This window comes from Amycolatopsis vancoresmycina (assembly GCF_000716785.1).
Lineage (GTDB): Bacteria > Actinomycetota > Actinomycetes > Mycobacteriales > Pseudonocardiaceae > Amycolatopsis > Amycolatopsis vancoresmycina.
Window position 1 is genome coordinate 418,435 of the sequence record NZ_JNYY01000014.1, and the last position, 22,058, is coordinate 440,492.

General features: G+C 71.9%; 21 protein-coding genes and 1 rRNA gene. 18 read left to right on the plus strand and 4 right to left on the minus strand.

Going from position 1 to position 22,058, the window contains the following annotated elements:
* Positions 1-58 precede the first annotated feature (58 nt).
* The 5 genes from rplT (at position 59) to pheT (ending at position 5,887) form a co-directional block, all read left to right on the plus strand.
* Entirely contained in the window at positions 59-436 is a 378-nt protein-coding gene (rplT, locus tag OO60_RS31145; protein WP_004559056.1) for a 50S ribosomal protein L20, read from the plus strand.
* Positions 433-1,248, plus strand: a complete 816-nt coding sequence (locus OO60_RS31150) for a TrmH family RNA methyltransferase (RefSeq protein ID WP_276204625.1) — start codon at positions 433-435, stop codon at positions 1,246-1,248. The genes rplT and OO60_RS31150 overlap by 4 nt, the downstream gene beginning before the upstream one ends.
* A gap of 49 nt (positions 1,249-1,297) precedes the next feature.
* Positions 1,298-2,128: a DUF6159 family protein gene (locus tag OO60_RS31155; RefSeq protein WP_033262652.1), complete on the plus strand. Its 831-nt coding sequence runs from the start codon at positions 1,298-1,300 to the stop codon at positions 2,126-2,128.
* 133 nt (positions 2,129-2,261) lie between these two features.
* Positions 2,262-3,323, plus strand: a complete 1,062-nt coding sequence (gene pheS, locus OO60_RS31160) for a phenylalanine--tRNA ligase subunit alpha (protein ID WP_004559053.1) — start codon at positions 2,262-2,264, stop codon at positions 3,321-3,323.
* A complete protein-coding gene (gene pheT, locus OO60_RS31165; RefSeq protein WP_033262653.1) occupies positions 3,323-5,887 on the plus strand; it encodes a phenylalanine--tRNA ligase subunit beta in 2,565 nt (854 codons plus the stop codon). The genes pheS and pheT overlap by 1 nt, the downstream gene beginning before the upstream one ends.
* 408 nt (positions 5,888-6,295) lie before the next feature.
* On the opposite strand, the gene OO60_RS31170 is transcribed toward pheT, so the two are convergent.
* Positions 6,296-6,985 (minus strand): DNA alkylation repair protein, encoded by a 690-nt coding sequence (locus tag OO60_RS31170; protein ID WP_003099562.1) that lies wholly within the window; start codon positions 6,983-6,985, stop codon positions 6,296-6,298.
* Positions 6,986-7,178: 193 nt separating this feature from the next.
* Between OO60_RS31170 and OO60_RS31175 the strand changes: the two genes are divergently transcribed.
* Positions 7,179-8,762 carry an alpha/beta hydrolase gene (locus OO60_RS31175; protein WP_003099565.1) on the plus strand — a complete coding sequence of 528 codons (1,584 nt, stop codon included), beginning with the start codon at positions 7,179-7,181 and terminating at the stop codon, positions 8,760-8,762.
* Between the two features lie 203 nt (positions 8,763-8,965).
* Complete coding sequence (locus OO60_RS31180) at positions 8,966-9,463, plus strand: hypothetical protein (protein ID WP_003099571.1); 498 nt, start codon at positions 8,966-8,968, stop codon at positions 9,461-9,463.
* A 367-nt stretch (positions 9,464-9,830) separates the two neighbouring features.
* Here OO60_RS31180 and OO60_RS31185 read toward each other — a convergent pair whose 3' ends face one another.
* Positions 9,831-10,805, minus strand: coding sequence for a helix-turn-helix transcriptional regulator (locus OO60_RS31185; protein ID WP_003099574.1), 975 nt, complete (start codon positions 10,803-10,805; stop codon positions 9,831-9,833).
* A gap of 83 nt (positions 10,806-10,888) precedes the next feature.
* On the opposite strand from OO60_RS31185, the gene argC reads away from it, so the two are divergent.
* The 8 genes from argC to argH are packed head-to-tail and all read left to right on the plus strand — an operon-like array spanning position 10,889 to position 18,310.
* Positions 10,889-11,917 carry an N-acetyl-gamma-glutamyl-phosphate reductase gene (argC, locus tag OO60_RS31190; protein WP_003099576.1) on the plus strand — a complete coding sequence of 343 codons (1,029 nt, stop codon included), beginning with the start codon at positions 10,889-10,891 and terminating at the stop codon, positions 11,915-11,917.
* Positions 11,914-13,074 (plus strand): bifunctional glutamate N-acetyltransferase/amino-acid acetyltransferase ArgJ, encoded by a 1,161-nt coding sequence (argJ, locus tag OO60_RS31195; protein ID WP_003099580.1) that lies wholly within the window; start codon positions 11,914-11,916, stop codon positions 13,072-13,074. Before argC ends, argJ begins: the two co-directional genes overlap by 4 nt.
* On the plus strand, positions 13,071-13,988 hold the full coding sequence (gene argB / locus OO60_RS31200; RefSeq protein WP_003099583.1) for an acetylglutamate kinase: 918 nt from the start codon (positions 13,071-13,073) through the stop codon (positions 13,986-13,988). The genes argJ and argB overlap by 4 nt, the downstream gene beginning before the upstream one ends.
* Entirely contained in the window at positions 13,985-15,187 is a 1,203-nt protein-coding gene (locus tag OO60_RS31205; RefSeq protein ID WP_003099586.1) for an acetylornithine transaminase, read from the plus strand. Before argB ends, OO60_RS31205 begins: the two co-directional genes overlap by 4 nt.
* On the plus strand, positions 15,187-16,113 hold the full coding sequence (argF, locus tag OO60_RS31210) for an ornithine carbamoyltransferase (protein ID WP_003099588.1): 927 nt from the start codon (positions 15,187-15,189) through the stop codon (positions 16,111-16,113). The genes OO60_RS31205 and argF overlap by 1 nt, the downstream gene beginning before the upstream one ends.
* On the plus strand, positions 16,110-16,610 hold the full coding sequence (locus OO60_RS31215; RefSeq protein ID WP_003099591.1) for an arginine repressor: 501 nt from the start codon (positions 16,110-16,112) through the stop codon (positions 16,608-16,610). Before argF ends, OO60_RS31215 begins: the two co-directional genes overlap by 4 nt.
* Positions 16,607-16,864, plus strand: coding sequence for an argininosuccinate synthase (locus OO60_RS44710; RefSeq protein WP_003099593.1), 258 nt, complete (start codon positions 16,607-16,609; stop codon positions 16,862-16,864). Before OO60_RS31215 ends, OO60_RS44710 begins: the two co-directional genes overlap by 4 nt.
* 30 nt (positions 16,865-16,894) lie before the next feature.
* On the plus strand, positions 16,895-18,310 hold the full coding sequence (gene argH / locus OO60_RS31225) for an argininosuccinate lyase (protein WP_003099595.1): 1,416 nt from the start codon (positions 16,895-16,897) through the stop codon (positions 18,308-18,310).
* Here the strand turns inward: argH and OO60_RS31230 are convergent.
* A complete protein-coding gene (locus tag OO60_RS31230; protein WP_003099597.1) occupies positions 18,303-18,953 on the minus strand; it encodes a TetR/AcrR family transcriptional regulator in 651 nt (216 codons plus the stop codon). The two genes, argH and OO60_RS31230, sit on opposite strands and share 8 nt — an antisense overlap.
* 79 nt (positions 18,954-19,032) lie before the next feature.
* A complete protein-coding gene (locus OO60_RS31235; protein ID WP_003099607.1) occupies positions 19,033-19,578 on the minus strand; it encodes a hypothetical protein in 546 nt (181 codons plus the stop codon).
* Between the two features lie 112 nt (positions 19,579-19,690).
* Between OO60_RS31235 and OO60_RS31240 the strand changes: the two genes are divergently transcribed.
* From OO60_RS31240 to OO60_RS47515, 3 genes are all read left to right on the plus strand, one after another.
* Positions 19,691-20,329: a DNA-3-methyladenine glycosylase gene (locus OO60_RS31240; protein WP_003099610.1), complete on the plus strand. Its 639-nt coding sequence runs from the start codon at positions 19,691-19,693 to the stop codon at positions 20,327-20,329.
* Between the two features lie 32 nt (positions 20,330-20,361).
* Positions 20,362-21,636, plus strand: a complete 1,275-nt coding sequence (gene tyrS, locus OO60_RS31245; RefSeq protein ID WP_003099613.1) for a tyrosine--tRNA ligase — start codon at positions 20,362-20,364, stop codon at positions 21,634-21,636.
* 346 nt (positions 21,637-21,982) lie between these two features.
* Positions 21,983-22,058: ribosomal RNA gene (locus OO60_RS47515) — 16S ribosomal RNA — on the plus strand; the annotation flags it as partial.

The window sequence follows — 22,058 nt, forward strand, 5'->3', positions numbered from 1 at the left end:
TTGCAGTAACCACCCGGGGCGTCTCCCCTTCGCCCCCTGAGATCGACAGGATGGACCCGTGGCACGCGTCAAGCGGGCGGTCAACGCCCAGAAGAAGCGTCGCGCAACTCTCGAACTGGCCAGCGGCTACCGCGGCCAGCGTTCGCGGCTGTACCGCAAGGCCAAGGAGCAGACGCTTCACTCGCTCAACTACGCCTACCGGGACCGCCGTGCCCGCAAGGGTGACTTCCGCCAGCTGTGGATCACCCGCATCAACGCGGCCGCCCGTGCCAACGGCGTGACCTACAACCGGTTCATCCAGGGCATCAAGGCCGCGGGTGTCGAGGTCGACCGCAAGATCCTCGCGGACCTGGCCGTCAACGACGCCGCCGCCTTCACCGCGCTGGCCGAGCTCGCCAAGGCCAACGTGAACACCGGCGAAGCGAAGTCGGCCTGACCGGCAGCTTTCCCCGACCCGGGGCGGATCCGTTCACCGAACGGACCCCCCGGGTCGTTGCTGCGCGCAAGCTGACGCGGCGCGCGGAACGCGACAAGACCGGCCGGTTCCTGGCCGAAGGCGCCAACGCCGTCGAAGCCGCGCTGGCGGAGGGCACGGTGCACGAGCTGTTCGTCACCTCGCGGGCGGCCGCGCAGCACCCCGGCCTGGTCGACGCCGCCCGTGCGGCGGGCGTCCCGGTTTCGCCGATCACCGACCGCGCCGCCGACGGGCTGTCGGAAACCGTGACACCGCAGGGCATCGTGGCCGTCTGCGCGCTGCTGGACCGGCCCCTCGGCGAGGCCGTGACCCCGGTCGCCAAGCTCGTGGTGGTGCTGGTCGACGTCGCCGACCCCGGCAACGCGGGCACGGTCATCCGCGTCGCCGACGCGGCCGGTGCCGACGCGGTGGTCCTGGCGGGCGACACGGTCGACCCGCACAACGGCAAGTGCGTCCGCGCGGCCGCCGGCAGCCTGTTCCACCTGCCGATCGCGCGCGTCCGCGACGTCACGGACGCGCTGGCAGCCTGCTCGGCCGCGGGCCTGCGGACGTTCGCCGCCCACGGCTACGCCGACGCCGAACTCGATCGGGTGGATCTCACCGAGCCGACCGCGTGGGTGTTCGGCAACGAGGCCCACGGCCTGCCCGCCGATGTCCTCGACCGGACCGACCTCGCCGTCCGCATCCCCCTGTACGGCCGGGCGGAAAGCCTCAACCTGGCCACCGCGGCCGCCGTCTGCGTCTACACGAGTGCGATGGCGGCGCGGCGCTGACCTGCGAGTAGGCTCCCGCGGTATCCATTGTGGCCACTTGGGGGGATCCGTGGGCAGGCTTGCTCGTTCCTATGCGTTGTTCGTCGCTTCGTTCAAGGTATTGCGCGCCCACAAGGGCCTGACCTGGTTCACCGTGCTGGCGGGCGTCGCCGGGCTCCTCGTCGCGGGGGCGTTCCTGACGCCCGCGTTCTTCGCCTCGCACGCCGAGATCACCCGCGACGGCCGGATCACCGCGATTTCGTGGGTGCTGCTCGCGGCCTTCTACCTCGTCGCGGCGTTCGTCTCGATCTTCTTCAACGCCGCGCTGATCTCCCAGGCCGACGTCGCCCTGCGCGGCGGCACCCCGGAAGTCGGCGCGGGCCTGGCCGCGGCCGCGCGCCGGTGGCCGGCGCTGCTCGGCTGGGCCGCGGTTTCCGCGTCGGTCGGGCTCGTCCTCCGGGCGATCGAAGAGCGGCTCGGGTTCCTCGGCAGGCTCGTCGGCTCGCTGGTCGGCCTGGCCTGGCAGCTCACGACGTTCCTGGTGCTGCCGGTCGTCCTGCTGGAGGGCGCCGGGGTGAAGGACGGCGTCAAGCGGTCGGTCGACCTGTTCCGCCGGACCTGGGGCGAGAACGTCGCCGGCGGCGCCGGGATCGGCCTCGTCGGCATGGTGCTCAGCCTTGCCGGCTACGCCGTGCTGCTGCTCGCCGGCCTCCTGCTCGGCGGGACGGCCACCCTGTTCGTCTGCATCGCACTGGCGATCGTGTGGTCGGTGCTCGTCGCCGTCTTCACCTCGACGCTTTCGGGCATCTACCAGACGGCGCTGTACCGCTACGCGGCCGACGGCGTGGTGCCCGGCGAGTTCGCGTCGGTCGACTTCGCGGAGGCGTTCCGCGCCCGCTGACCGTGCGTCCGCACGGTCCCGGGGCGACCGGGGGCGCGCGGACCCGATCCCATAGACTTTTCCCGCCTTTGACCTCTCGCGCGCCGTGTGCGGCGGAGCGCGAACGACCAGTCCCAGCGGACGCCGAGGAGTTATGTCCGGAGCCACGGAGAAGGAAGCCCAGGGCGCGGTACTCGCCCCCGAGACGCTGCAGGCGGCGGTCGAGGCCGCCCAGGCGGCGTTCGCCGCCGCGACCGGGCTCGAAGCGCTGGCCGAGGTCAAGCCGGCGCACCTCGGCGACCAGTCGCCGGTGGGCCTGGCCCGCCGGGCGATCGGCGCCCTGCCCAAGCAGGAGAAGGCCGAGGCCGGCAAGCGCGTCAACGAGGCCCGCCAGGCCATCCAGGCGGCCTTCGACAACCGCCGCGCGGAGCTGCAGGTGGAGCGCGACGAGCGCGTGCTGCGCGAAGAGGCGGTCGACGTCACCCTTCCGTGGGACCGTGTCCCGCGTGGTGCCCGGCACCCGATCAGCACCATCTCCGAGCGCGTCGCGGACGCGTTCGTCGCGATGGGCTACGAGGTCGCCGAGGGGCCGGAGCTCGAAGCCGAGTGGTTCAACTTCGACGCGCTGAACTTCGGCAAGGACCACCCGGCCCGCCAGCTGCAGGACACCTTCTACGTCGGCGAGGAGGACTCCGGCCTGGTGCTGCGCACGCACACCTCGCCGGTCCAGGCGCGCACGCTGCTGCACCGCGACCTGCCGGTGTACGTCGTGTGCCCCGGCCGGACGTACCGCACCGACGAGCTCGACTCGACCCACACCCCGGTGTTCACCCAGGTCGAGGGCCTGGCGGTGGACAAGGGCATCACCATGGCGCACCTCAAGGGCACGCTGGACGCCTTCGCCCGCGCGATGTTCGGCGAGAACTCGAAGACGCGCCTGCGCCCGCACTTCTTCCCGTTCACCGAGCCGTCCGCGGAGGTGGACGTCTGGTTCGAGGAGAAGAAGGGCGGCCCCGGCTGGGTCGAGTGGGGCGGCTGCGGCATGGTCAACCCGAACGTGCTGCGCGCCTGCGGCGTCGACCCCGAGGTGTACTCGGGCTTCGCCTTCGGCATGGGCATCGAGCGCACCCTGCAGTTCCGCAACGGGATCCCGGACATGCGCGACATGGTGGAGGGCGACGTCCGCTTCACCCTTCCCTTCGGAACGGAGGCGTAGTGCGAGTCCCAGTCAGCTGGCTGACCGAACACCTCGATCTCGCGGACGAGGTCACGCCGCAGGACCTGGCCGACGCGTTCGTCCGGATCGGCATCGAGGTCGACGACCTGAGCGAGCTCGGCCCCGTGACCGGCCCGCTGGTCGTCGGCCGGGTCGCCGAGGTCGAGGAGCTCACCGAGTTCAAGAAGCCGGTGCGCTTCTGCCGCGTCGACGTCGGCGAGCCCGCCGACGAAGCCGACGAGCTCGACGACGAGGAACTCGACGACGAGGACGACGAATCCGGCGAGCTCGACGAGGGCCCGCACGGCATCAGGACCCGCGGCATCATCTGCGGCGCGCGCAACTTCGCCGAGGGCGACCTGGTCGTCGTCGCGCTGCCCGGCGCCGTCCTGCCGGGCGACTTCGCCATCGCCGCCCGCAAGACCTACGGCCGGATCAGCGACGGCATGATCTGCTCGGCGCGCGAGCTGGGCCTCGGCGACGACCACACCGGCATCCTGGTGCTGCCGCCGGGCACGGCCAGCCCGGGCGACGACGCGAGCGAGCTGCTCGGCCTGAACGACTCGGTGATCGAGCTGGCGCCGACCCCGGACCGCGGCTACGCGCTGTCGATCCGCGGGCTGGCCCGCGAGCTGTCGAACGCGCTCGACGTGCCCTTCGGCGACCCGGCCCTGCTGGAGGTCCCGGCGGCCGAGGGCGACGCCTGGCCGGTCCACGTCGAGGACACCGACGGCTGCCCGCGGTTCGTGCTGCGCCGGGTCACCGGCCTGGACGCGACGGCGCCGACCCCGTGGTGGATGCGGCGGCGGCTGATGCTGGCCGGCATCCGGTCGATCTCCCTGGCCGTGGACGTCACGAACTACGTGATGCTCGAGCTCGGGCACCCGCTGCACGCGTTCGCCACCAAGGCCATCCAGGGCGACCTGGTGGTGCGCCGGGCGAAGCCGGGCGAGAAGCTGACCACTTTGGACGACGTCGAGCGCGCGCTCGACCCGGACGACATCGTCATCGCCGACGACAGCGGGGCCATCTCGCTGGCGGGCACGATGGGCGGCGCGAGCACCGAGATCACGGCGGAGAGCACCGACGTCCTGCTCGAGGCGGCGCACTGGAACCCGGCGGCGATCAGCCGCACGGCCCGCCGGCACAAGCTGTTCTCCGAAGCGGCCAAGCGGTTCGAGCGTTTCACCGACCCGCAGCTGTGCGCGGCCGCGGTCGAGCTGGCGGCCCGGCTGCTGCGCCAGTACGGCGACGCCGCGATCCAGCCCGGCCGCACCGACGAGGGCACGGTCGAGCCGAACCCGCCGGTCGTGATGCCGATCAACCTGCCGGACAAGGTCGCGGGCGTGAGCTACCAGCGCGGCGTGACGGTCCGGCGCCTGACCCAGATCGGCTGCAAGGTCGCGGTCAGCACGGGCGACGACGGAACGGGCCTGGTCACGGCGATCCCGCCGTCCTGGCGCGGCGACCTCCGCCAGCCGGCGGACCTGGTCGAAGAGGTGCTGCGCCTGGAGGGTTACGACAGCATCCCGTCGACGCTGCCGGCGGCCCCGGCCGGCCGCGGCCTGACCGACGCGCAGCGGCGGGTCCGCGGTGTGGCCCGGGCGCTGGCCGAGGCGGGCTACGTCGAGGTGCGGCCGTTCCCGTTCGTCGGCGACGCGGTGTGGGACGCGTTCGGCCTGCCGGCCGACGACATCCGCCGCAACACGGTGGTGGTCCGCAACCCGCTGGAGGCCGACCGCAACCGCCTGGCGACGACGTTGCTGCCGGGCCTGCTGGACACGCTGCAGCGCAACGTGTCGCGCGGGATGAAGGACGTCTCGCTGTACCACATCGGCCAGGTGGTCCTCCCGGCCCCGAACCCCCTGAAGATCCCGGACCTCGGCGTCGACCGGCGCCCGACGGACGAGGAGCTGGCCCTGCTGGAGGCGGCGGTGCCCCAGCAGCCGCTGCACGTGGCGGTGGTCCTGGCGGGCAACCGGCGCCGAGCGGGCTGGTGGGGCGAAGGCGAGCAGGCGAACTGGGCCGACGCGGTCCAGGCGGCCCGCACGGTCGCGGAGGCGGCGGGCGTCGAGCTGACGGTCCAGGCGACCGACCTGCCGCCGTGGCACCCGGGCCGCTGCGCCCAGCTCCGGGTGGGCGACTGGCCGGTCGGCCACGCGGGCGAGTTGCACCCGAAGGTGGTCGAGGCCCTGGGCCTGCCGCCGCGCACGGTGGCGATGGAGCTGGACCTGGACGCGATCCCGCTCCCGGACACCCGCCCGGCCCCGAGCGTGTCGGGCTACCCGCCGGTGCTCCTGGACGTGGCCCTGGTGGCCGCGGCGGACGTCCCGTCGGCAGACCTGGCCGAGGTCCTGCGCACGGGCGCAGGCGAGCTCCTGGAGGAGATCACCCTGTTCGACGTGTACGCGGGCGAGCAGGTGGGCGAAGGCAAGCGATCGCTGGCGTACAAGCTCCGTTTCCGAGCCCCGGACCGGACGCTGACGGTCGACGAGGCCACCAAGGCCCGCGACGCAGCAGTGGCCGCGGCCGGCGAGCGCTTCGGCGCAACGCTGCGCGCCTGACGCCCCGGCAAGACGCTGGGTGAGGGGCCGGGCAACCGGCCCCTCACCGGAGCCCACCCGCCCCACCAGGTCCACGACCCGACGACGGCCTGGCCGCCCGAGCCGACCGCTGAGGTACGCCGCCCGACCCTCTGGGTGCGCGCCCCGACCGTCCAGGCACGCGCCCCGACTGTCGAGGTGCGCGACCCGACTGTCTCTAGGTACGCCGCCCGACCGTTTGGGTGCGTGAGCCGACCCTCCCGGTACGCCAGCCGACCGCCGAGGAACGCGGCCCGACCGCCTGGGTGCGCGAGCCGACCCTCCCGGTACGCCAGCCGACCGCCGAGGTACTCGGCCCCGCCGTTCGGGGCCGCGCCCCGACCGTCCAGGCTCCAGCCCGGCCAGCCAGCCGCGCCCCGGACCTCCGCCTCAGCCGATGTGCTTGAGCGCCTCCCTCCTCGACAACCCGGACAACCCGGGGTGCTCGTCCACGAACGACCGAACCCAATCCGGCGCCGTCTTCGCGTAGTCCCGTAGCGCCCAGCCGATCCCCTTCCGCAGGAAGAATTCCGGTTCCGCGATTGCTGGCTCGATCGCGTGGCGGAGCAGGTCCGTGTCCGTTTCCTCCCGCGCCCCGACCTGGCAGATGATCGCCGTGCGCCGGCGCCAGAGGTCGGTGTCGGCTGCCCATGCCCGCATGCCCGGTGTCACCCGTGCCCGGTCGGCGCGCAGGATCGGCCCGATGCGGCGGATCGCGAGCTCGTCCACGTAGTCCCACCACGCCCCGGTGACGAGCATTTCCTCGTACATCGCGAGCAGCTCCGGATCCTGCCACCGCCGGTACGCCCGGTATCCGGAAAGGTCGATCGCCGCGTAGCGTTCCTCCCGATATTCGGCGGTCCGCCACAGCTCCAGGACCGTTGCCGAATATGTCACCCGATCGGGCAGTATGTGGTCGGCCAGCACCTGCTTGAGGAGTGCGCTGCGCTGCGGTTTCGGCACTCCGCGGAAGGGCATGGCCGACTTCATGTACGCCTGCATCGCCGGCGCCTTCGCCGCGTCCGCCAGCTCCGCGAGCCCGTCGCGGATCGCCCTGACCAGCTTTTCGTCCGCGCTCATCCGTCCTCCCGTCGGCCACCGGCGGTCCGCAGCGTACTTCCGGCCACCGACAGTTCCGGTGCGCGGCCGACCGCGCAGGTACCGACGAAAGGCGGATGGCGGAAGCCGCGTCGGTCAGCGAGATTGTCCAGGGTTGCCGGTAGTTTCGTCGAAATCTGGCGAACGCTGTCGAATGCGGACGAAAAGGACGACTGTGAAAAGAATCGTTGCCGCCGTTGCCGCCGCGGGGCTCGCGGCCGGGTTGATGGCCGCCGCGCCCGCCGCGTCGGCGGATCCCGGGGCGCAGTTCAGCCCCGCGCCGATCGCCTGGGGCCCCTGCGCGTCGGCGAGCCTCAAGGCCAACGGCGCCGAGTGCGGCTTCCTCGAAGTGCCGATGGACTACGCGAAGCCGGGCGGGGCGAAGGTCTCCGTCGCGGTGTCGCGGATCAAGCACAAGACCGCGCAGTCCCAGGGCATCATGCTGGTGAACCCGGGCGGCCCCGGTGGCTCCGGCCTCGGCCTGTCGGTGCTCGGCAAGTACGTGCCGAACCACGCGGGTGACAACTACGACTGGATCGGCTTCGACCCGCGGGGCGTCGGGTCCAGCAAGCCCGCGATCAGCTGCGACGGGAACTACTTCAGCTACAACCGGCCCGCCTACGTGCCGACCACGGTGCAGCTGGAGAAGACCTGGCTCGCCCGCTCGAAGGGCTACGCCGACGCGTGCCGCAAGAACGGCGCGATCCTCGACCACCTCAAGACGACCGACGTCGCGCAGGACATGGACAGCCTGCGCAAGGCCCTCGGCGAGAAGCAGATCAACTACTACGGCTTCTCCTACGGCACCTACCTCGGCCAGGTGTACAGCACGCTGTACCCGAAGAACGTCCGGCGGATGGTGCTCGACGGCAACGTCGACCCGCGGAAGGTCTGGTACGAGGCCAACCTCGACCAGGACGTCGCCTTCGACAAGAACATCAAGATCTACTTCGCCTGGCTGGCCAAGTACGACGACGTCTACCACCTGGGCAAGACCGGCGACGCCGTCGAGAAGCTCTGGTACGACACCCAGCGCAAGCTCGCCAAGGACCCCGCGGGCGGCGTCATCGGCGGCGACGAGTGGACCGACATCTTCCTGCAGGCCGGCTACTACGTCTTCGGCTGGGTCGACATGGCCAAGGCCTTCGACGGCTACGTGCACAAGGGTGACTGGCAGACGCTGAAGGACCTCTACGACGCCTCGAACCCGCCGGGCAACGACAACGGCTTCGCCGTGTACCTGGGCGTGCAGTGCACCGACGTGCAGTGGCCGACCAGCTGGAACAAGTGGCGAGTCGACAACTGGCTGACCTACTTCAAGGCCCCGTTCGAAACCTGGGGCAACGCCTGGTTCAACGCGCCCTGCGTGTACTGGCCGGCGAAGGCGGGCAAGCCGGTGGACATCGACGGCCGCAAGGTCGCCGGCGCCCTGCTGATCAGCGAGGAGCTCGACGCGGCCACGCCGTACGCCGGCAGCCTCGAGGTCCGGAAGCGGTTCCCGAACTCCAGCCTGATCAGCGCGCCGGGCGGGACCACGCACGCCGGTTCGCTGTCCGGGGTGTCCTGTGTGGACGACAAGATCGCCGACTACCTGGCCACCGGCGCCCTGCCGAAGCGCCAGCCCGGCAACCACTCGGACGTCCAGTGCAGCCCGGTGCCGCCGCCGGTGCCCGACGGCGCCGCGGCGCAGAAGTCGGACAACTCCGCGAAGGCCGCCCAGGAGAAGCAGAGCACGCTGGCCCAGCTGCTGCACTTCTGAGCGGAACAGCCTCATAGCGCTGCCCCGGCCCGGCTCGCCCGGACCGGGGCAGCGTCTTGTCCGCCGGTGTTCCATCGTCGCCTCCTCGTGACGGTTCGTGGTCGTCGGGGACGTTAGAGGAGGGGTCCGACAATTTCGGAGCGAAACCGGCCGTGAGCAGCGCGTGCCCGAAAATTGTCGGGGGTGCGCGCTACCTTCGTGGCATGTCGATCATCGAACAGCGCCGGACCGAGCTCCGGGCACAGGAGAACACCTACAACATCGTGGTCGCGACCAGGACGGACGTCGACCGCGCCGAACCCACGCCCCGGGTGATGATCACCCTGGAAGCCGGCGGCCCCGACGGCGAAGCGGTCGCCGAGGGCAGCCTCGACCTGGACGTGGCGGTGGCGGCCACGGTCGCCGATCTCGTCGCGGAGGAGTTGCTCTCCGCAACCGGCGAGGGCCGGGCGCCGCGGCGAAGATCCGCGGGCCGTCCTGCGCAGCAGGGCCGCCCGTGGAGCGAGGAGATGGACGCGGAGCTGGAGCACCGGTGGATCGCGGGGGAGAGCGTCGCGCAGATCGCGGCGCACTTCGAGCGCACCCCCGGCGGCATCCGCGCCCGCCTCCCGCGCGTGGGCTGCGACCCGGAGAACCCGGGCTGCTACCTGCCGGTCCCGCCGAGCAGGCGGACGGACCTGGACGAGGGCGAACCCACCTGAGTGACGGCGGCAGGCCGGTCCACAGTGGACCGGCCTGCCGCCGCCGGATCTCGACGATCGGGTGAACAACCAGGAGGGGGCAGCCATGGGTCGGCTACTCATCGTTCTTGTGCGGCAGGCGCGTGCGGTGCCTGCCGCGGTGGCCCGCGGCCGGGTGGGGTTGCTGGGTCGTGTCCGGTGTCGGCGGCGGGCTGAACTGCTCGGCGGGGCGGGGTGGCGCTCGTTTCTCGGGCTGGGTCGTGTCCGGTGTCGGCCGCGGGCTGAACCGTTCGGCGGGGCGGGGTGGCGCTCGTTTCTCCGGCCGGGTCGTGTCAGGTATCGGCCACCGGCCGCACCGCTCGGCCGGGTTCCCGGTGACCCGCCGGCCTCAGGACCCGGCGACCGGCCGATCCCCGGCCGCGGCGCCGGCGCGAGCCGCGAGCACCTTGAGGTGCGCCACCAGCTCCGGAGGCTCCTCGACCGTGAACGCACACCCGAGCCCGAGCAGCCGGAACGCCAGCCAGTCCAGCGTGTCCGCGTGGCTGGACCACCGGCACCGGCCGCCGCCGAGGTCGGTCAGCTCACCTGCGGCCGCGCCGAGTCGCGGGGCCACCTCCGCTGCCGGTTCCGCGAGCACGGCCACCGCGCGGTACGTCGGCATCAGGTCGTAGATCCGGTCGATGACGTAGGCCGCCAGGTCCGTGGCGGGCGGCTCGCGGCGCACGGCCCGGCCGCCGGTGGCCTGGGCGTCGTGGATGCGGTCGGCGCGGAACGTGCGCCAGTCCGCCCGGTCGAGGTCGTAGGCCACCAGGTACCAGCGGCGGCCGGCCGCGACCAGGCGGAGCGGCTCGGCGCGGCGCCGGGTCTCGGTGCCGTCGTTCGCGCGGTAGCGGAACCGGACCGTTTCGTGGTTGGCGATCGCGCCCGCGAACACCGTCAGCTGCGCCGGGTCGACCACCGGCCCGGTGGCCGGCACGGCGACCGTCGCCGTGCCGATCGTGCCCACCCGGCGGCGCAGCCGGGCCGGCAGGACCTGCTCCAGCTTGGCCAGCGCCCGCACCGACGCCTCCTCGATCCCGGACACGGACTGCCCCGCGGCCGTCCGCAGCCCCACGGCGATCGCGACGGCTTCTTCGTCGTCGAGGACCAGGGGCGGCATCGCGGTGCCGGCGACCAGCCGGTACCCGCCCGCGACGCCGCGGCTGGCCTCGACCGGGTAACCGAGGTCGCGCAGCCGGTCGATGTCGCGGCGGATCGTGCGCGGGCTGACCCCCAGCCGTCCGGCGAGCTCGCTGCCCGGCCACTCCCGGGGCGTCTGGAGCAGCGAGAGCAGGCCGAGCAGCCGGGCCGGGGTGTCCGTCATCCGCCCAGCATCCCAAGGTGGCGGCCGCCACTTCCCGGCAAACCTGTTTGTTTAGACTTGCAAGGGCGTGCATAATCATGCGTATGACGGTGAACATCGCGGTGGCCGGAGCCAGCGGGTACGCGGGCGGTGAGCTGCTGCGCCTGCTCCTGACCCATCCCGAGGTCGAGATCGGCGCGCTCACGGCCGCCAGCAGCGCGGGCACGAAGCTCGGCGTCCACCAGCCCCACCTCGTCCCGCTCGCCGACCGTGTGCTGGCCGAGACGACGCCGGAGACCCTCGCCGGCCACGACGTCGTCTTCCTCGCGCTGCCCCACGGGCACTCCGCGGCGATCGCGGCCCAGCTCGGCCCGGACGTCCTGGTGGTCGACCTCGGCGCCGACCACCGGCTGGCCAACGCGGGCGACTGGCAGCGCTGGTACGGCGGCGACCACGCCGGCCAATGGCCGTACGGCCTGCCCGAGCTACCCGGCGCTCGCGAGAAGCTCGCCGGCACCAAGCGCATCGCCGTGCCCGGCTGCTTCCCGACCGGCGGGTCGCTGGCCCTGGCCCCGGCGTTCGCCGCCGGGCTGGTCGAGCCCGACGTCACGGTCGTCGCGGTCACCGGGACCTCCGGCGCCGGCAAGAGCCTCAAACCGCACCTGCTCGGCTCGGAAGTGATGGGCTCGGCGAGCGCGTACGGCGTCGGCGGCGCCCACCGGCACACCCCCGAATTCGCGCAGAACCTCTCGGCCGTCGCGGGAGAGAAGGTCACCGTGTCCTTCACGCCCGTGCTCGCGCCGATGCCCCGCGGCATCCTGACCACCGCGAGCGCCCCGCTGAAGGACGGCGTCGACGAGGCCGCCGCCCGGGCGGCCTACGAAAAGGCCTACGACGCCGAACCGTTCGTCCAGCTGCTGCCCGCGGGCGCCTGGCCGACGACCGCGTCGACGCTCGGCTCGAACAACACCCAGCTGCAGGTCGCGGTCGACGAGGGCGCGCGGCGCCTGGTCGTCGTCACCGCGATCGACAACCTCACGAAGGGCACCGCCGGCGGTGCCGTCCAGTCGATGAACCTGGCCCTCGGCCTCCCGGAAACCACCGGGCTTCCCACCACAGGAGTGGCACCGTGACCGTCACCGGCCCCCAGGGCTTCCGCGCCGCCGGCGTCGCCGCCGGGATCAAGGCCTCCGGCGCGCTCGACCTCACCCTGGTCGTCAACGACGGCCCGCTCGACGTCGCCGCCGGCGTGTTCACCCGCAACGTCATCAAGGCCGCGCCGGTGCTGTGGTCGCAGGAGGTGCTGAAGCAGCAGCGGCTGAAGGCCGTCGTCCTCAACTCCGGCGGCGCCAACGCGGCCACCGGCCCCGGCGGCTTCCAGGACACCCACGCCACGGCCGAAAAGGTCGCCGAAGTCCTGCAGGCGGGCGCGATCGAGGTCGCCGTCTGCTCCACCGGCCTGATCGGCGAGCGGCTCCCGATGGACGCGGTCCTGTCCGGAGTGGACACCGCCTTCAAGGCGCTCGACGCAAGCCCCGAGGCGAGCCTCAACGCCGCCAAGGGCGTGATGACCACCGACACCCAACCGAAGCAGGCCTTCGCGAAGCACGACAGCGGCTGGAGCGCCGGCGGCTTCGCCAAGGGCGCGGGCATGCTCGCGCCGAACCTCGCCACCATGCTCTCGGTCCTGACCACCGACGCGGTGGTGGACAAGGAAACGCTCGACCGCGCCCTGCGCGCGGCGACCCGCGTGACCTTCGACCGGCTCGACGTCGACGGCGGCACGTCCACCAATGACACCGTCCTGGTCTTGGCGTCCGGCGCGAGCGGGGTCGAGCCGACCGAGGCCGAGCTCACCGAACTGCTCACCGCGGTGAGCCACGACCTGGTGCTCCAGCTGCGCGCGGACTCCGAGGGCGCCACCAAGGACGTCGACGTCACCGTGCGGGGCGCGGACACCGAAGCCGACGCGATCGCCGTCGCCCGCACGATCGCCGAGGACAACCTGGTCAAGACGGCGCTGTTCGGCTCGGACCCGAACTGGGGCCGGATCGCCATGGCGCTCGGCCGCGTCCCCGCCCGCATCGACCCGGAGACGGTGTCGATCGCGATCAACGGCGTCACCTTGTTCGCCCGCGGCGTGCCGGCCGCGGACCGGTCGGAAGCGGACCTCACCGGCCGGGCCATCGAAATCGTCGTCGACCTCGGTGTCGGCGCGGGCGCGGCGACCATCTACACCACGGATCTATCGCACGGTTACGTCGAAGAGAACAGCGCGTACTCCTCATGACCCAGGAGGCTCTGATTTCCGCGGACGAACGACTCGCGACGGCGGCCGAGAAGGCCGGAGTGCTCATCGAGGCGCTGCCCTGGCTGCAGCGGTTCCACGGTGCCACGGTGGTGGTGAAGTACGGCGGCAACGCCATGATCGACGACGAGCTGAAGGCGGCCTTCGCCGAGGACATGGTGTTCCTCCGGCTGGCCGGCCTGCGCCCGGTGGTCGTGCACGGCGGCGGCCCGCAGATCACCGCGATGCTCAACCGGCTGGGCGTCGAGGGCGAGTTCAAGGGCGGCCTGCGGGTCACCACGCCGGAGACGATGGACATCGTCCGGATGGTGCTCGTCGGCCAGGTCAGCCGGGAACTCGTCGGGCTGATCAACGCACACGGGCCGTACGCGGTCGGCATCTCCGGCGAGGACGCCCGCCTCTTCACCGCCGAGCGCAAACAGGCCACTGTGGACGGTGAGGCGGTCGACATCGGGCTGGTCGGCGAGGTCGCCGAGGTCAACCCGGACGCGGTGCTCGACATCGTCAACGCCGGGCGCATCCCGGTCGTGTCCACCGTCGCCCCGGACGTCGACGGCGTGGTGCACAACGTCAACGCCGACACGGCCGCGGGGGCGCTCGCGGCCGCGCTGGGCGCCGAGAAGCTCGTGGTGCTCACCGACGTCGAAGGGCTCTACGCGAAGTGGCCCGACCGGTCGTCGCTGATCGATCGCATCCGCGTCGACCACCTCGAGCCGATGCTGCCCACCCTGGCCAGCGGCATGATCCCGAAGATGGAGGCGTGCGTGCGCGCCATCCGCGGCGGCGTGCGCCGGGCGCACGTGATCGACGGCCGTCTCGCCCATTCGGTGCTGCTGGAGGTCTTCACCTCGCGCGGCATCGGCACCATGGTCTTCCCCGAAACGGAGCTCCCGTGACCGACCTGCAGTCCAATGAGGACGGCCAGCAGCACTGGCAGTCCGCCCTGATGGACAACTACGGCACGCCCAAGCTGACGCTCGTCCGCGGCGAGGGCGCGAAGGTGTGGGACGCCGGCGGCCGGGAGTACCTTGACCTGGTCGGCGGCATCGCCGTCAACGCGCTCGGCCACGCGCACCCGGCGGTCGTCGAAGCCGTCACCGCGCAGATCAAGCAGCTCGGCCACACGTCGAACCTGTACGTCAACCCGGTCGCGGTCGAACTCGCCGAGGCGCTGCTGGACGTCGCCGGCCTCACCGGCCACGGCAAGGTGCTGTTCGTCAACTCCGGCGCCGAGGCCAACGAAGCCGCGCTGAAGATCAGCCGGCTGACCGGGCGCACCAAGGTGGTCGCGGTCGAAGGCGCGTTCCACGGCCGGACCATGGGCGCGCTGACGCTCACCGGCCAGCCCGGCAAGCGCGACCCGTTCAAGCCGCTGGTGCCCGGCGTGGAGCACGTGCCGTTCGGGGACGTCGAGGCGCTGAAAGCCGCCGTCGACACCGACACCGCGGCGGTCTTCCTGGAGCCGGTGCTCGGCGAGGCCGGGGTGTTCCCGGCGCCGGACGGCTACCTGCACGCCGCCCGGGAGATCACCAAGGCCACCGGCACGCTGCTGGTGCTCGACGAGGTGCAGACCGGTCTCGGCCGGCTCGGCACCTGGTTCGGCTACCAGCAGGCCGGCATCGTGCCGGACGTCATCACCCTGGCCAAGGGCCTCGGCGGCGGGCTGCCGCTGGGTGCGGTGATCGGCGTCGGCGCGGCGGGCGACCTGCTCAAGCCCGGCCAGCACGGCACCACCTTCGGCGGCAACCCGGTCTGCTGCGCGGCCGGCCTGGCCGTGCTGAAGACCATCGCCGCCGACGGTCTCCTCGACCACGTCGCCACGCTGGGCAAGGACATCGCGGCGGGGGTCGAGGCGCTGGGCCACCCGCTCGTCGCCGGGGTGCGCGGGACCGGGCTGCTGCTCGGCATCGCCTTGAAGAAGCCCGTCTCGGCGGCGGTCGCCCAAGCCGCCCAGGCGGCCGGCTACCTCGTCAACCCGGTCGCTCCGGACACCGTCCGGCTCGCGCCGCCGCTCGTGCTCGACGCCGAGCAGGCCGAAGGCTTCCTGGCCGCCCTCCCGAACGCGCTCGACTCCACCACGAAGGACTCCGACTGATGCTGCGCCACTTCCTCCGCGACGACGACGTCAGTCCGGCCGAGCAGAAGGCCATCCTCGACCTCGCCGACGCGCTCAAGGCCGATCCGCTGGGCAACAAGATCCTCGCCGGCAAGTCCATCACGGCGATCTTCGAGAAGAACTCGACGCGGACGCGGTTCTCGTTCGAGGTCGGGATCAGCCAGCTCGGCGGCCACCCGGTGATCGTCGACGGCCGTTCGATGCAGCTCGGCCGCGAAGAGACCATCGAGGACACTTCGCGGGTCCTGTCGCGGTACGTCGACGGGATCGTGTGGCGCACGTTCGCGCAGAAGCGCATCGAGGCGATGGCTTCGGCCGCGTCGATCCCGGTGGTCAACGCGCTCACCGACGAGTTCCACCCGTGCCAGGTGCTCACCGACCTGATGACGATCCGCGAGCGCAAGGGCAAGCTCGAAGGGCTGACTCTCGTCTACCTCGGCGACGGCGCCAACAACATGGCGCACTCGCTGCTGCTCGGCGGGGTCACCGCGGGGATGCACGTCCGGGTCGTCTCGCCGGTCGGCTTCCAGCCGGACCAGGGCGTCATGCTGGACGCGAAGAAGCGCGCGACCGACACCGGGGGCAGCGCCACCGCCTACACCGACCCGTACGCGGCGGTCGACGGCGCGGACGTGCTCGTCACCGACACGTGGACGTCGATGGGCCAGGAGAACGACGGCCTCGACCGGGTGGGCCCGTTCCGCGCCCTCCAGGTCAACGCCGAGCTGCTGAAGAAGGCCGCGGACGACGCGATCGTGCTGCACTGCCTGCCCGCCCACCGCGGCTGGGAAATCACCGACGAGGTACTCGACGGCCCGGCCAGCGCGGTGTGGGACGAGGCCGAGAACCGCCTGCACGCGCAGAAGGCCCTGCTGGTCTGGCTGTTCGAGGAGAGCAGGCGATGACCGGCAGCCGGGTGGGGCGGCAGGCGCGGATCACCGAGCTGGTGTCGACCATGACGATCCGCAGCCAGACCGAGCTGGCCAAGCTGCTGGCCGCCGAAGGCATCGAGGTCACGCAGGCGACGCTGTCTCGCGACCTCGACGAGCTGGGCGCGGTCAAGCTGCGCGGCCCGGACTCGGGGGCGCCGGTCTACGTCATCCCCGAGGACGGCAGTCCCGTCCGCGGGGTGCAGGGTGGCACGTCCCGGCTCTCCCGGCTGCTCGCGGAGCTGATGGTCTCGGCCGACTCGTCGGGCAACCTGATGGTGCTGCGGACGCCGCCGGGCGCGGCGCAGTTCCTCGCCAGCGCGATCGACCGGGCCGCGCTCGAAGAGGTCGTCGGCTCGATCGCCGGGGACGACACCGTCGCCGTGATCGCCCGGGAACCGTTGACGGGCAAGGAACTGGCGGAGCGCTTCGCCACCCTCGCGCAGCGATCGGCGGACGAAGGATCGCCATGATCGCCGACATCTTCCCGGCCGAGGGCGAGTTCCTGGCGCCGGACGAGGTCGTGATCACCTTCGACCACGGGATCCCGGTGGCGATCGACGGCGAGACCGTCTCCGTCGCCGAAGCGCGCCGGATGTTGAGCGCGCGTGGCGAAGCGCAGAGAATCGGGCGCGGCGAAGCGTGCGCCGCACTCGAACGGCGGACCGGCCGCGGATGTGCCAGTGTCCGCCTGGTCCTGTACGACGGCCGGATCACGGTCGCCTGAACACACGAACACCGAGGAGAAGCGAGAACAGTGAGCGGGAACGAGCAGCCGGTGCAGCTCTGGGGCGGCCGGTTCGCCGGCGGTCCGGCGGAGGCCATGGCCGCGCTGAGCGCGTCGACGCACTTCGACTGGCGACTGGCGCCCTACGACATCGCCGGGTCGCGCGCGCACGCCCGCGTGCTGCGCAAGGCGGGGCTGCTCACCGACGACGAGCTGACCGGCATGCTGGCCGCCCTGGACGCGCTCGCCCAGGACGTCGCGTCGGGGGAGTTCACCCCGACGGTCGCCGACGAAGACGTGCACACGGCCCTCGAACGCGGCCTCCTCGAGCGCGCGGGCACGGAACTCGGCGGCAAGCTGCGTGCCGGCCGGTCCCGCAACGACCAGGTGGCCACGCTGTTCCGGATGTGGCTGCGCGACGCCGCCCGCCGGGTCGTCGCGGGCACCCTGGAGGTCGTCGACGCGCTGGTGTCGCAGGCGAAGCGGCACCCGGACGCGATCCTGCCCGGCCGCACACACCTGCAGCACGCGCAGCCGGTGCTGCTCGCCCACCACCTGATGGCCCACGGCCAGGCGCTCCTGCGGGACGTCTCGCGCCTGCAGGACTGGGACGCCCGCACGGCCGAGTCGCCGTACGGCTCGGGCGCGCTCGCCGGCTCGTCGCTGGGTCTCGACCCCGAGGCCGTCGCCGAGGAGCTGGGCTTCGCCACCAGCGTCGAGAACTCCATCGACGGCACCGCTTCGCGTGACTTCGTCGCCGAGTTCGCCTTCGCCGTCGCGATGCTCGCGGTGAACCTGTCCCGGATCGCCGAAGAGGTGATCATCTGGAACACCGCCGAGTTCGGCTACGTGACGCTGGACGACGCCTGGGCCACCGGCAGCTCGATCATGCCGCAGAAGAAGAACCCGGACGTCGCGGAGCTGACGCGCGGCAAGGCGGGCCGGCTGATCGGCAACCTCACCGGCCTGCTGGCCACCCTCAAGGCGCAGCCGCTGGCCTACAACCGCGACCTGCAGGAGGACAAGGAGCCGGTGTTCGACTCGGTCGAGCAGCTCGAGCTCCTGTTCCCGGCGATCGCCGGCATGCTCGCCACGCTGACCTTCCACACCGACCGGCTCGCCGAGCTGGCTCCGGCCGGCTTCACCCTGGCCACCGACATCGCGGAGTGGCTGGTCCGCCAGGGCGTCCCGTTCCGCGTCGCGCACGAGGCGGCGGGCGAAAGCGTCCGCGTCGCCGAGGCCCGCGGCGTCGGCCTGGACGAGCTGACCGACGAGGAGTTCGAGAAGATCAACCCGGCGCTCACCCCGGCGGTGCGCGAAGTCCTCACCGTCGAAGGCTCGGTGCAGTCCCGCGACGGGCGGGGCGGCACGGCGCCGGCGCGCGTGGCCGAGCAGCGCGCGCGGCTCGAGGAGCGCGTCACCGCGGCGCGCCAGTGGCTCAACTGAGGGACTTGCGGAGCTTGGCCCGGACGGCCCGGGTGGCCACCGGGCCGAGCCCGTCCAGCACGTCGACCAGCACGGCCAGCTGCTCCAGTGCGGCCACGGCCTGTTCGGCGCCGTCGGGGTCGACCGTGTCGAACAGGGTCAGGCCGAGGAACCCGGTGGAGACGGCGTGGGCCAGTCCGTCGGGGTCGGCGAGCTCGGCCAGCGGCGAACCGGCGAGCACGCGCTCGAGGGCCGTCCGGACCTCGGTGATCCACTTGTCGAGGCCCTCGCGGGTCGCTTCGGCGAGCCGTTCGCTGCCCTGCGCTCCAGCCAGCGTCTGGGCCAGCAGGGCCAGGTTGCCTTCCGCGCGTTCCGCGGTCCGGATCTCCCGGCCGAGCGACAGCAGCTCGCCGACCGTGGTCACGGCGGCGAACCGGTCCCGGTAAAGGGCGACGCGGGACTCCGTCGCGGAGATGCACGCCTGCGCGACGAGCTCTTCGACGCTGCCGAAGTGGTAGAAGACCAGCGCCTGGTTCGCGCCCGCGGCCGTGGCGACCGACCGCGCGGAGACGGCGGTGATGCCCTGCCGCCGGACGACTTCCAGCACGCCGTCCACGAGCCGCTGCTTCGTGTCCTGCGAACTGGAGTTCCGGCCGGTGCCCATCAGGCCATGACCTTCTCACGAAGCCCGCTGTCGAGCCGGACCGACACGGCGAGCCGGCGCCCCGCGCCGAAGACGCCGGTCACGAAGACGTTCCGGCAGCCACTTGGTCGCGTAGCCGCGTCCGGCCGCAGCGGGCGGCCGAAGGCGCGGTCAGCGGCTGGTCCTCCGGCGCCACGCCGGTCTCCAGCCAGAGCCGCAGCCGGTCGAACGACCACGCCGTCATCCAGCCGAACACCGGCCGGAACACCCGGTCGGCCAGTCGTCCGAAGCGGCCCCACCGGGTGCCGTAGTCGAAGCCGGTGACGAGGCGGACGCCGCCGGGGACCGGGGTGCAGCGGCAGAACCCCGCGCCCGCGCTGATCAGCGACAGCGGGTCGGCGGAGGCGAACCGCAGCACCGACGTGCGGGAGCCGTCCGGCCAGTCCCGTGACGCCGCCCGCACCCCGACCCCGTCGACCGTGACACCCAGGAACCGCGAGGTGTAGCGGAAGTGGCCGTCGACCGGGGTGATCCCGGCCAACCGCAGGTCCCAGCGCTGGTGCAGGGCCGGGTCCTGGGTGTGCCGCCACAGCGTGTCGAGGTCCGTGCGGATCACGGTCTCGACGTAGAGCGCCTTCGGTCGCATCTCCGGCTCCCCTCCGAGGTTTGAGCGACTGCTCAAAAAGACTGTAGAGATGTTTGAGCGATCGCTCAAGGGTTAGGGTGGTCGCGCCAGACAGCCGAAGAGAGGACCCCGTTTGAGCGGCGACGCAGGCCGGTTGTTCACCCGCGACGAACTCGCACTGGACCCGGTCGACCTGGCCCACCTGCTGCTCGGCTCGGTCCTGGAGGCCGACGGGCCCGACGGCACGGTCGGCGTCCGGCTGGTCGAGGTCGAGGCCTACCGCGGCGAGGACGACCCGGCGTCGCACTGCTACCGCGGCCGGACCCCGCGCAACGCCGTCATGTGGGGGCCGGCGGGGCACCTGTACGTCTACTTCGTCTACGGCATGCACTTCTGCGCGAACATCGTCGGCTCGCACGACGGCGTGGCCGGCGCGGTGCTGCTGCGCGCCGGCGAAGTCGTCGAAGGCCTCGACGTCGTCCGCAAGCGGCGGCCGTCCGCGCGGGGGACCGGCGAGCTCGCGAAGGGCCCGGCCATCCTGACGTCGGTGCTGCGCATCGACCGCGCGCAGAACGGCGTCGACCTCACCGACCCCGCCTCACCGGTCCGGCTGCGCGCCGGCGAGCGCGTGCCGGTGGAGCGGATCCGCTCCGGGCCCCGCGTCGGCGTCGCGATGGCCATGGACACGCCCTGGCGCTTCTGGGACGGCGCGTCCGCGGCCGTGTCGACCTACCGCCGCGGTGGGAAGCGGCGGGTCCGACCCGCCAGTTAGTCGGTTGACCAGGTGCGGGAGGATCTACAGGCGTGAGCGAACACATCCTCGACGAGCTGTCCTGGCGCGGCCTGATCGCGCAGTCCACCGACATCGACGCCCTCCGGCGCGAGCTCGACCAGGGTCCCGTGACGCTCTATTGCGGTTTCGACCCCACCGCGCCCAGCCTGCACGCCGGCAACCTCGTCCCGCTGCTCATGCTCAAGCGCTTCCAGCGCGCCGGGCACCGGCCGATCGTGCTGGCCGGCGGCGCGACCGGGATGATCGGCGACCCGCGCGACACCGGGGAACGCACGCTGAACACCCTCGACGTCGTCGCCGAGTGGGCCGGGCGCATCCGCGGCCAGCTCGAACGGTTCGTCGACTTCGACGACTCGCCGACCGGCGCGATCGTGGAGAACAACCTCAACTGGACCGGGCAGCAGACCGCGCTGGAGTTCCTGCGCGACGTCGGGAAGCACTTCTCGATCAACGTCATGCTGAACCGGGAGACGGTGAAGCGACGGCTCGAGGGCGACGGCATGTCGTACACCGAGTTCAGCTACCTGCTGCTGCAGTCGCAGGACTACCAGCAGCTCTACCGGCAGTACGGCTGCAAGCTGCAGGTCGGCGGGTCCGACCAGTGGGGCAACCTCGTCGGCGGGGTCGACCTGATCCGCCGGACCGAGGGCGCGAGCGTGCACGCGCTGACCGCGCCGCTGGTCACCGACGCCGAGGGGCGCAAGTTCGGCAAGTCCACCGGCGGCGGCAACCTCTGGCTCGACCCGGAGATGACCTCGCCGTACGCCTGGTACCAGTACTTCGTCAATGTGGGTGACGCCGACGTGGTCCGTTACCTGCGGATGTTCACCTTCCTCGACCAGGAGGAGATCGCCGCGCTGGCGGAGGACACCGAACAGCGTCCCCACCTGCGGGCCGCGCAGAAGCGGCTGGCGGAGGAGTTCACCACGCTGGTGCACGGCGAGGAGCAGACGCGGCAGGTGATCAACGCCAGCCAGGCGCTGTTCGGCCGCGGCGAGCTCGGCGAACTGGACGAACGCACCCTCGACGCGGCGATGGCCGAGGTGCCGAACGGCAAGGTCGACCCGGCGGGCGAGCCGACGATCGTCGACCTGCTGCTCGCCGGGGGACTGGTGGACAGCAAGGGCGCCGCGCGGCGCACCCTCAAGGAGGGCGGCGCGTACGTCAACAACGTGAAGATCGCGGACGAGGAATGGAAGCCGGCCCGCGAGGACGCCCTCCACGGCAAGTGGCTCGTCGTCCGCAAGGGCAAGCGCAACGTCGCCGGCGTCGCGCTCGGCGGCTGAGCGGCTCCGACGGCCCGAAACAGGGCCCTGACCTGCGGGAACGCGGTTAAGGGACCCCCCTGTTTCGGGCCTCCTCCGGGGGTGTAAAGTTCTCCAAGTCGCCAGGGAAACCGGGTGGCCACCGGGACACGAACCAAGCTCTCGCGGATCGCGATTGAGTGGGTGTCCCACCAAAAACTGCTAGGAATGACTCGCTTCGAGCGAGCCGCTTGAGTGCGGTGAACTCGGGGTGTGTTGCTTGAGAACTCAACAGTGTGCTAGTGAACTAAGCCAGTAGAGCTTATATGAAACCCCCTCGTCGGGGTTTGCTTTGAGAGCAATACATTTGCCTCGATTAAACTGTTCATTGTTGGAGAGTTTGATCCTGGCTCAGGACGAACGCTGGCGGCGTGCTTAACACATGCAAGTGGGGATGAGTGGCG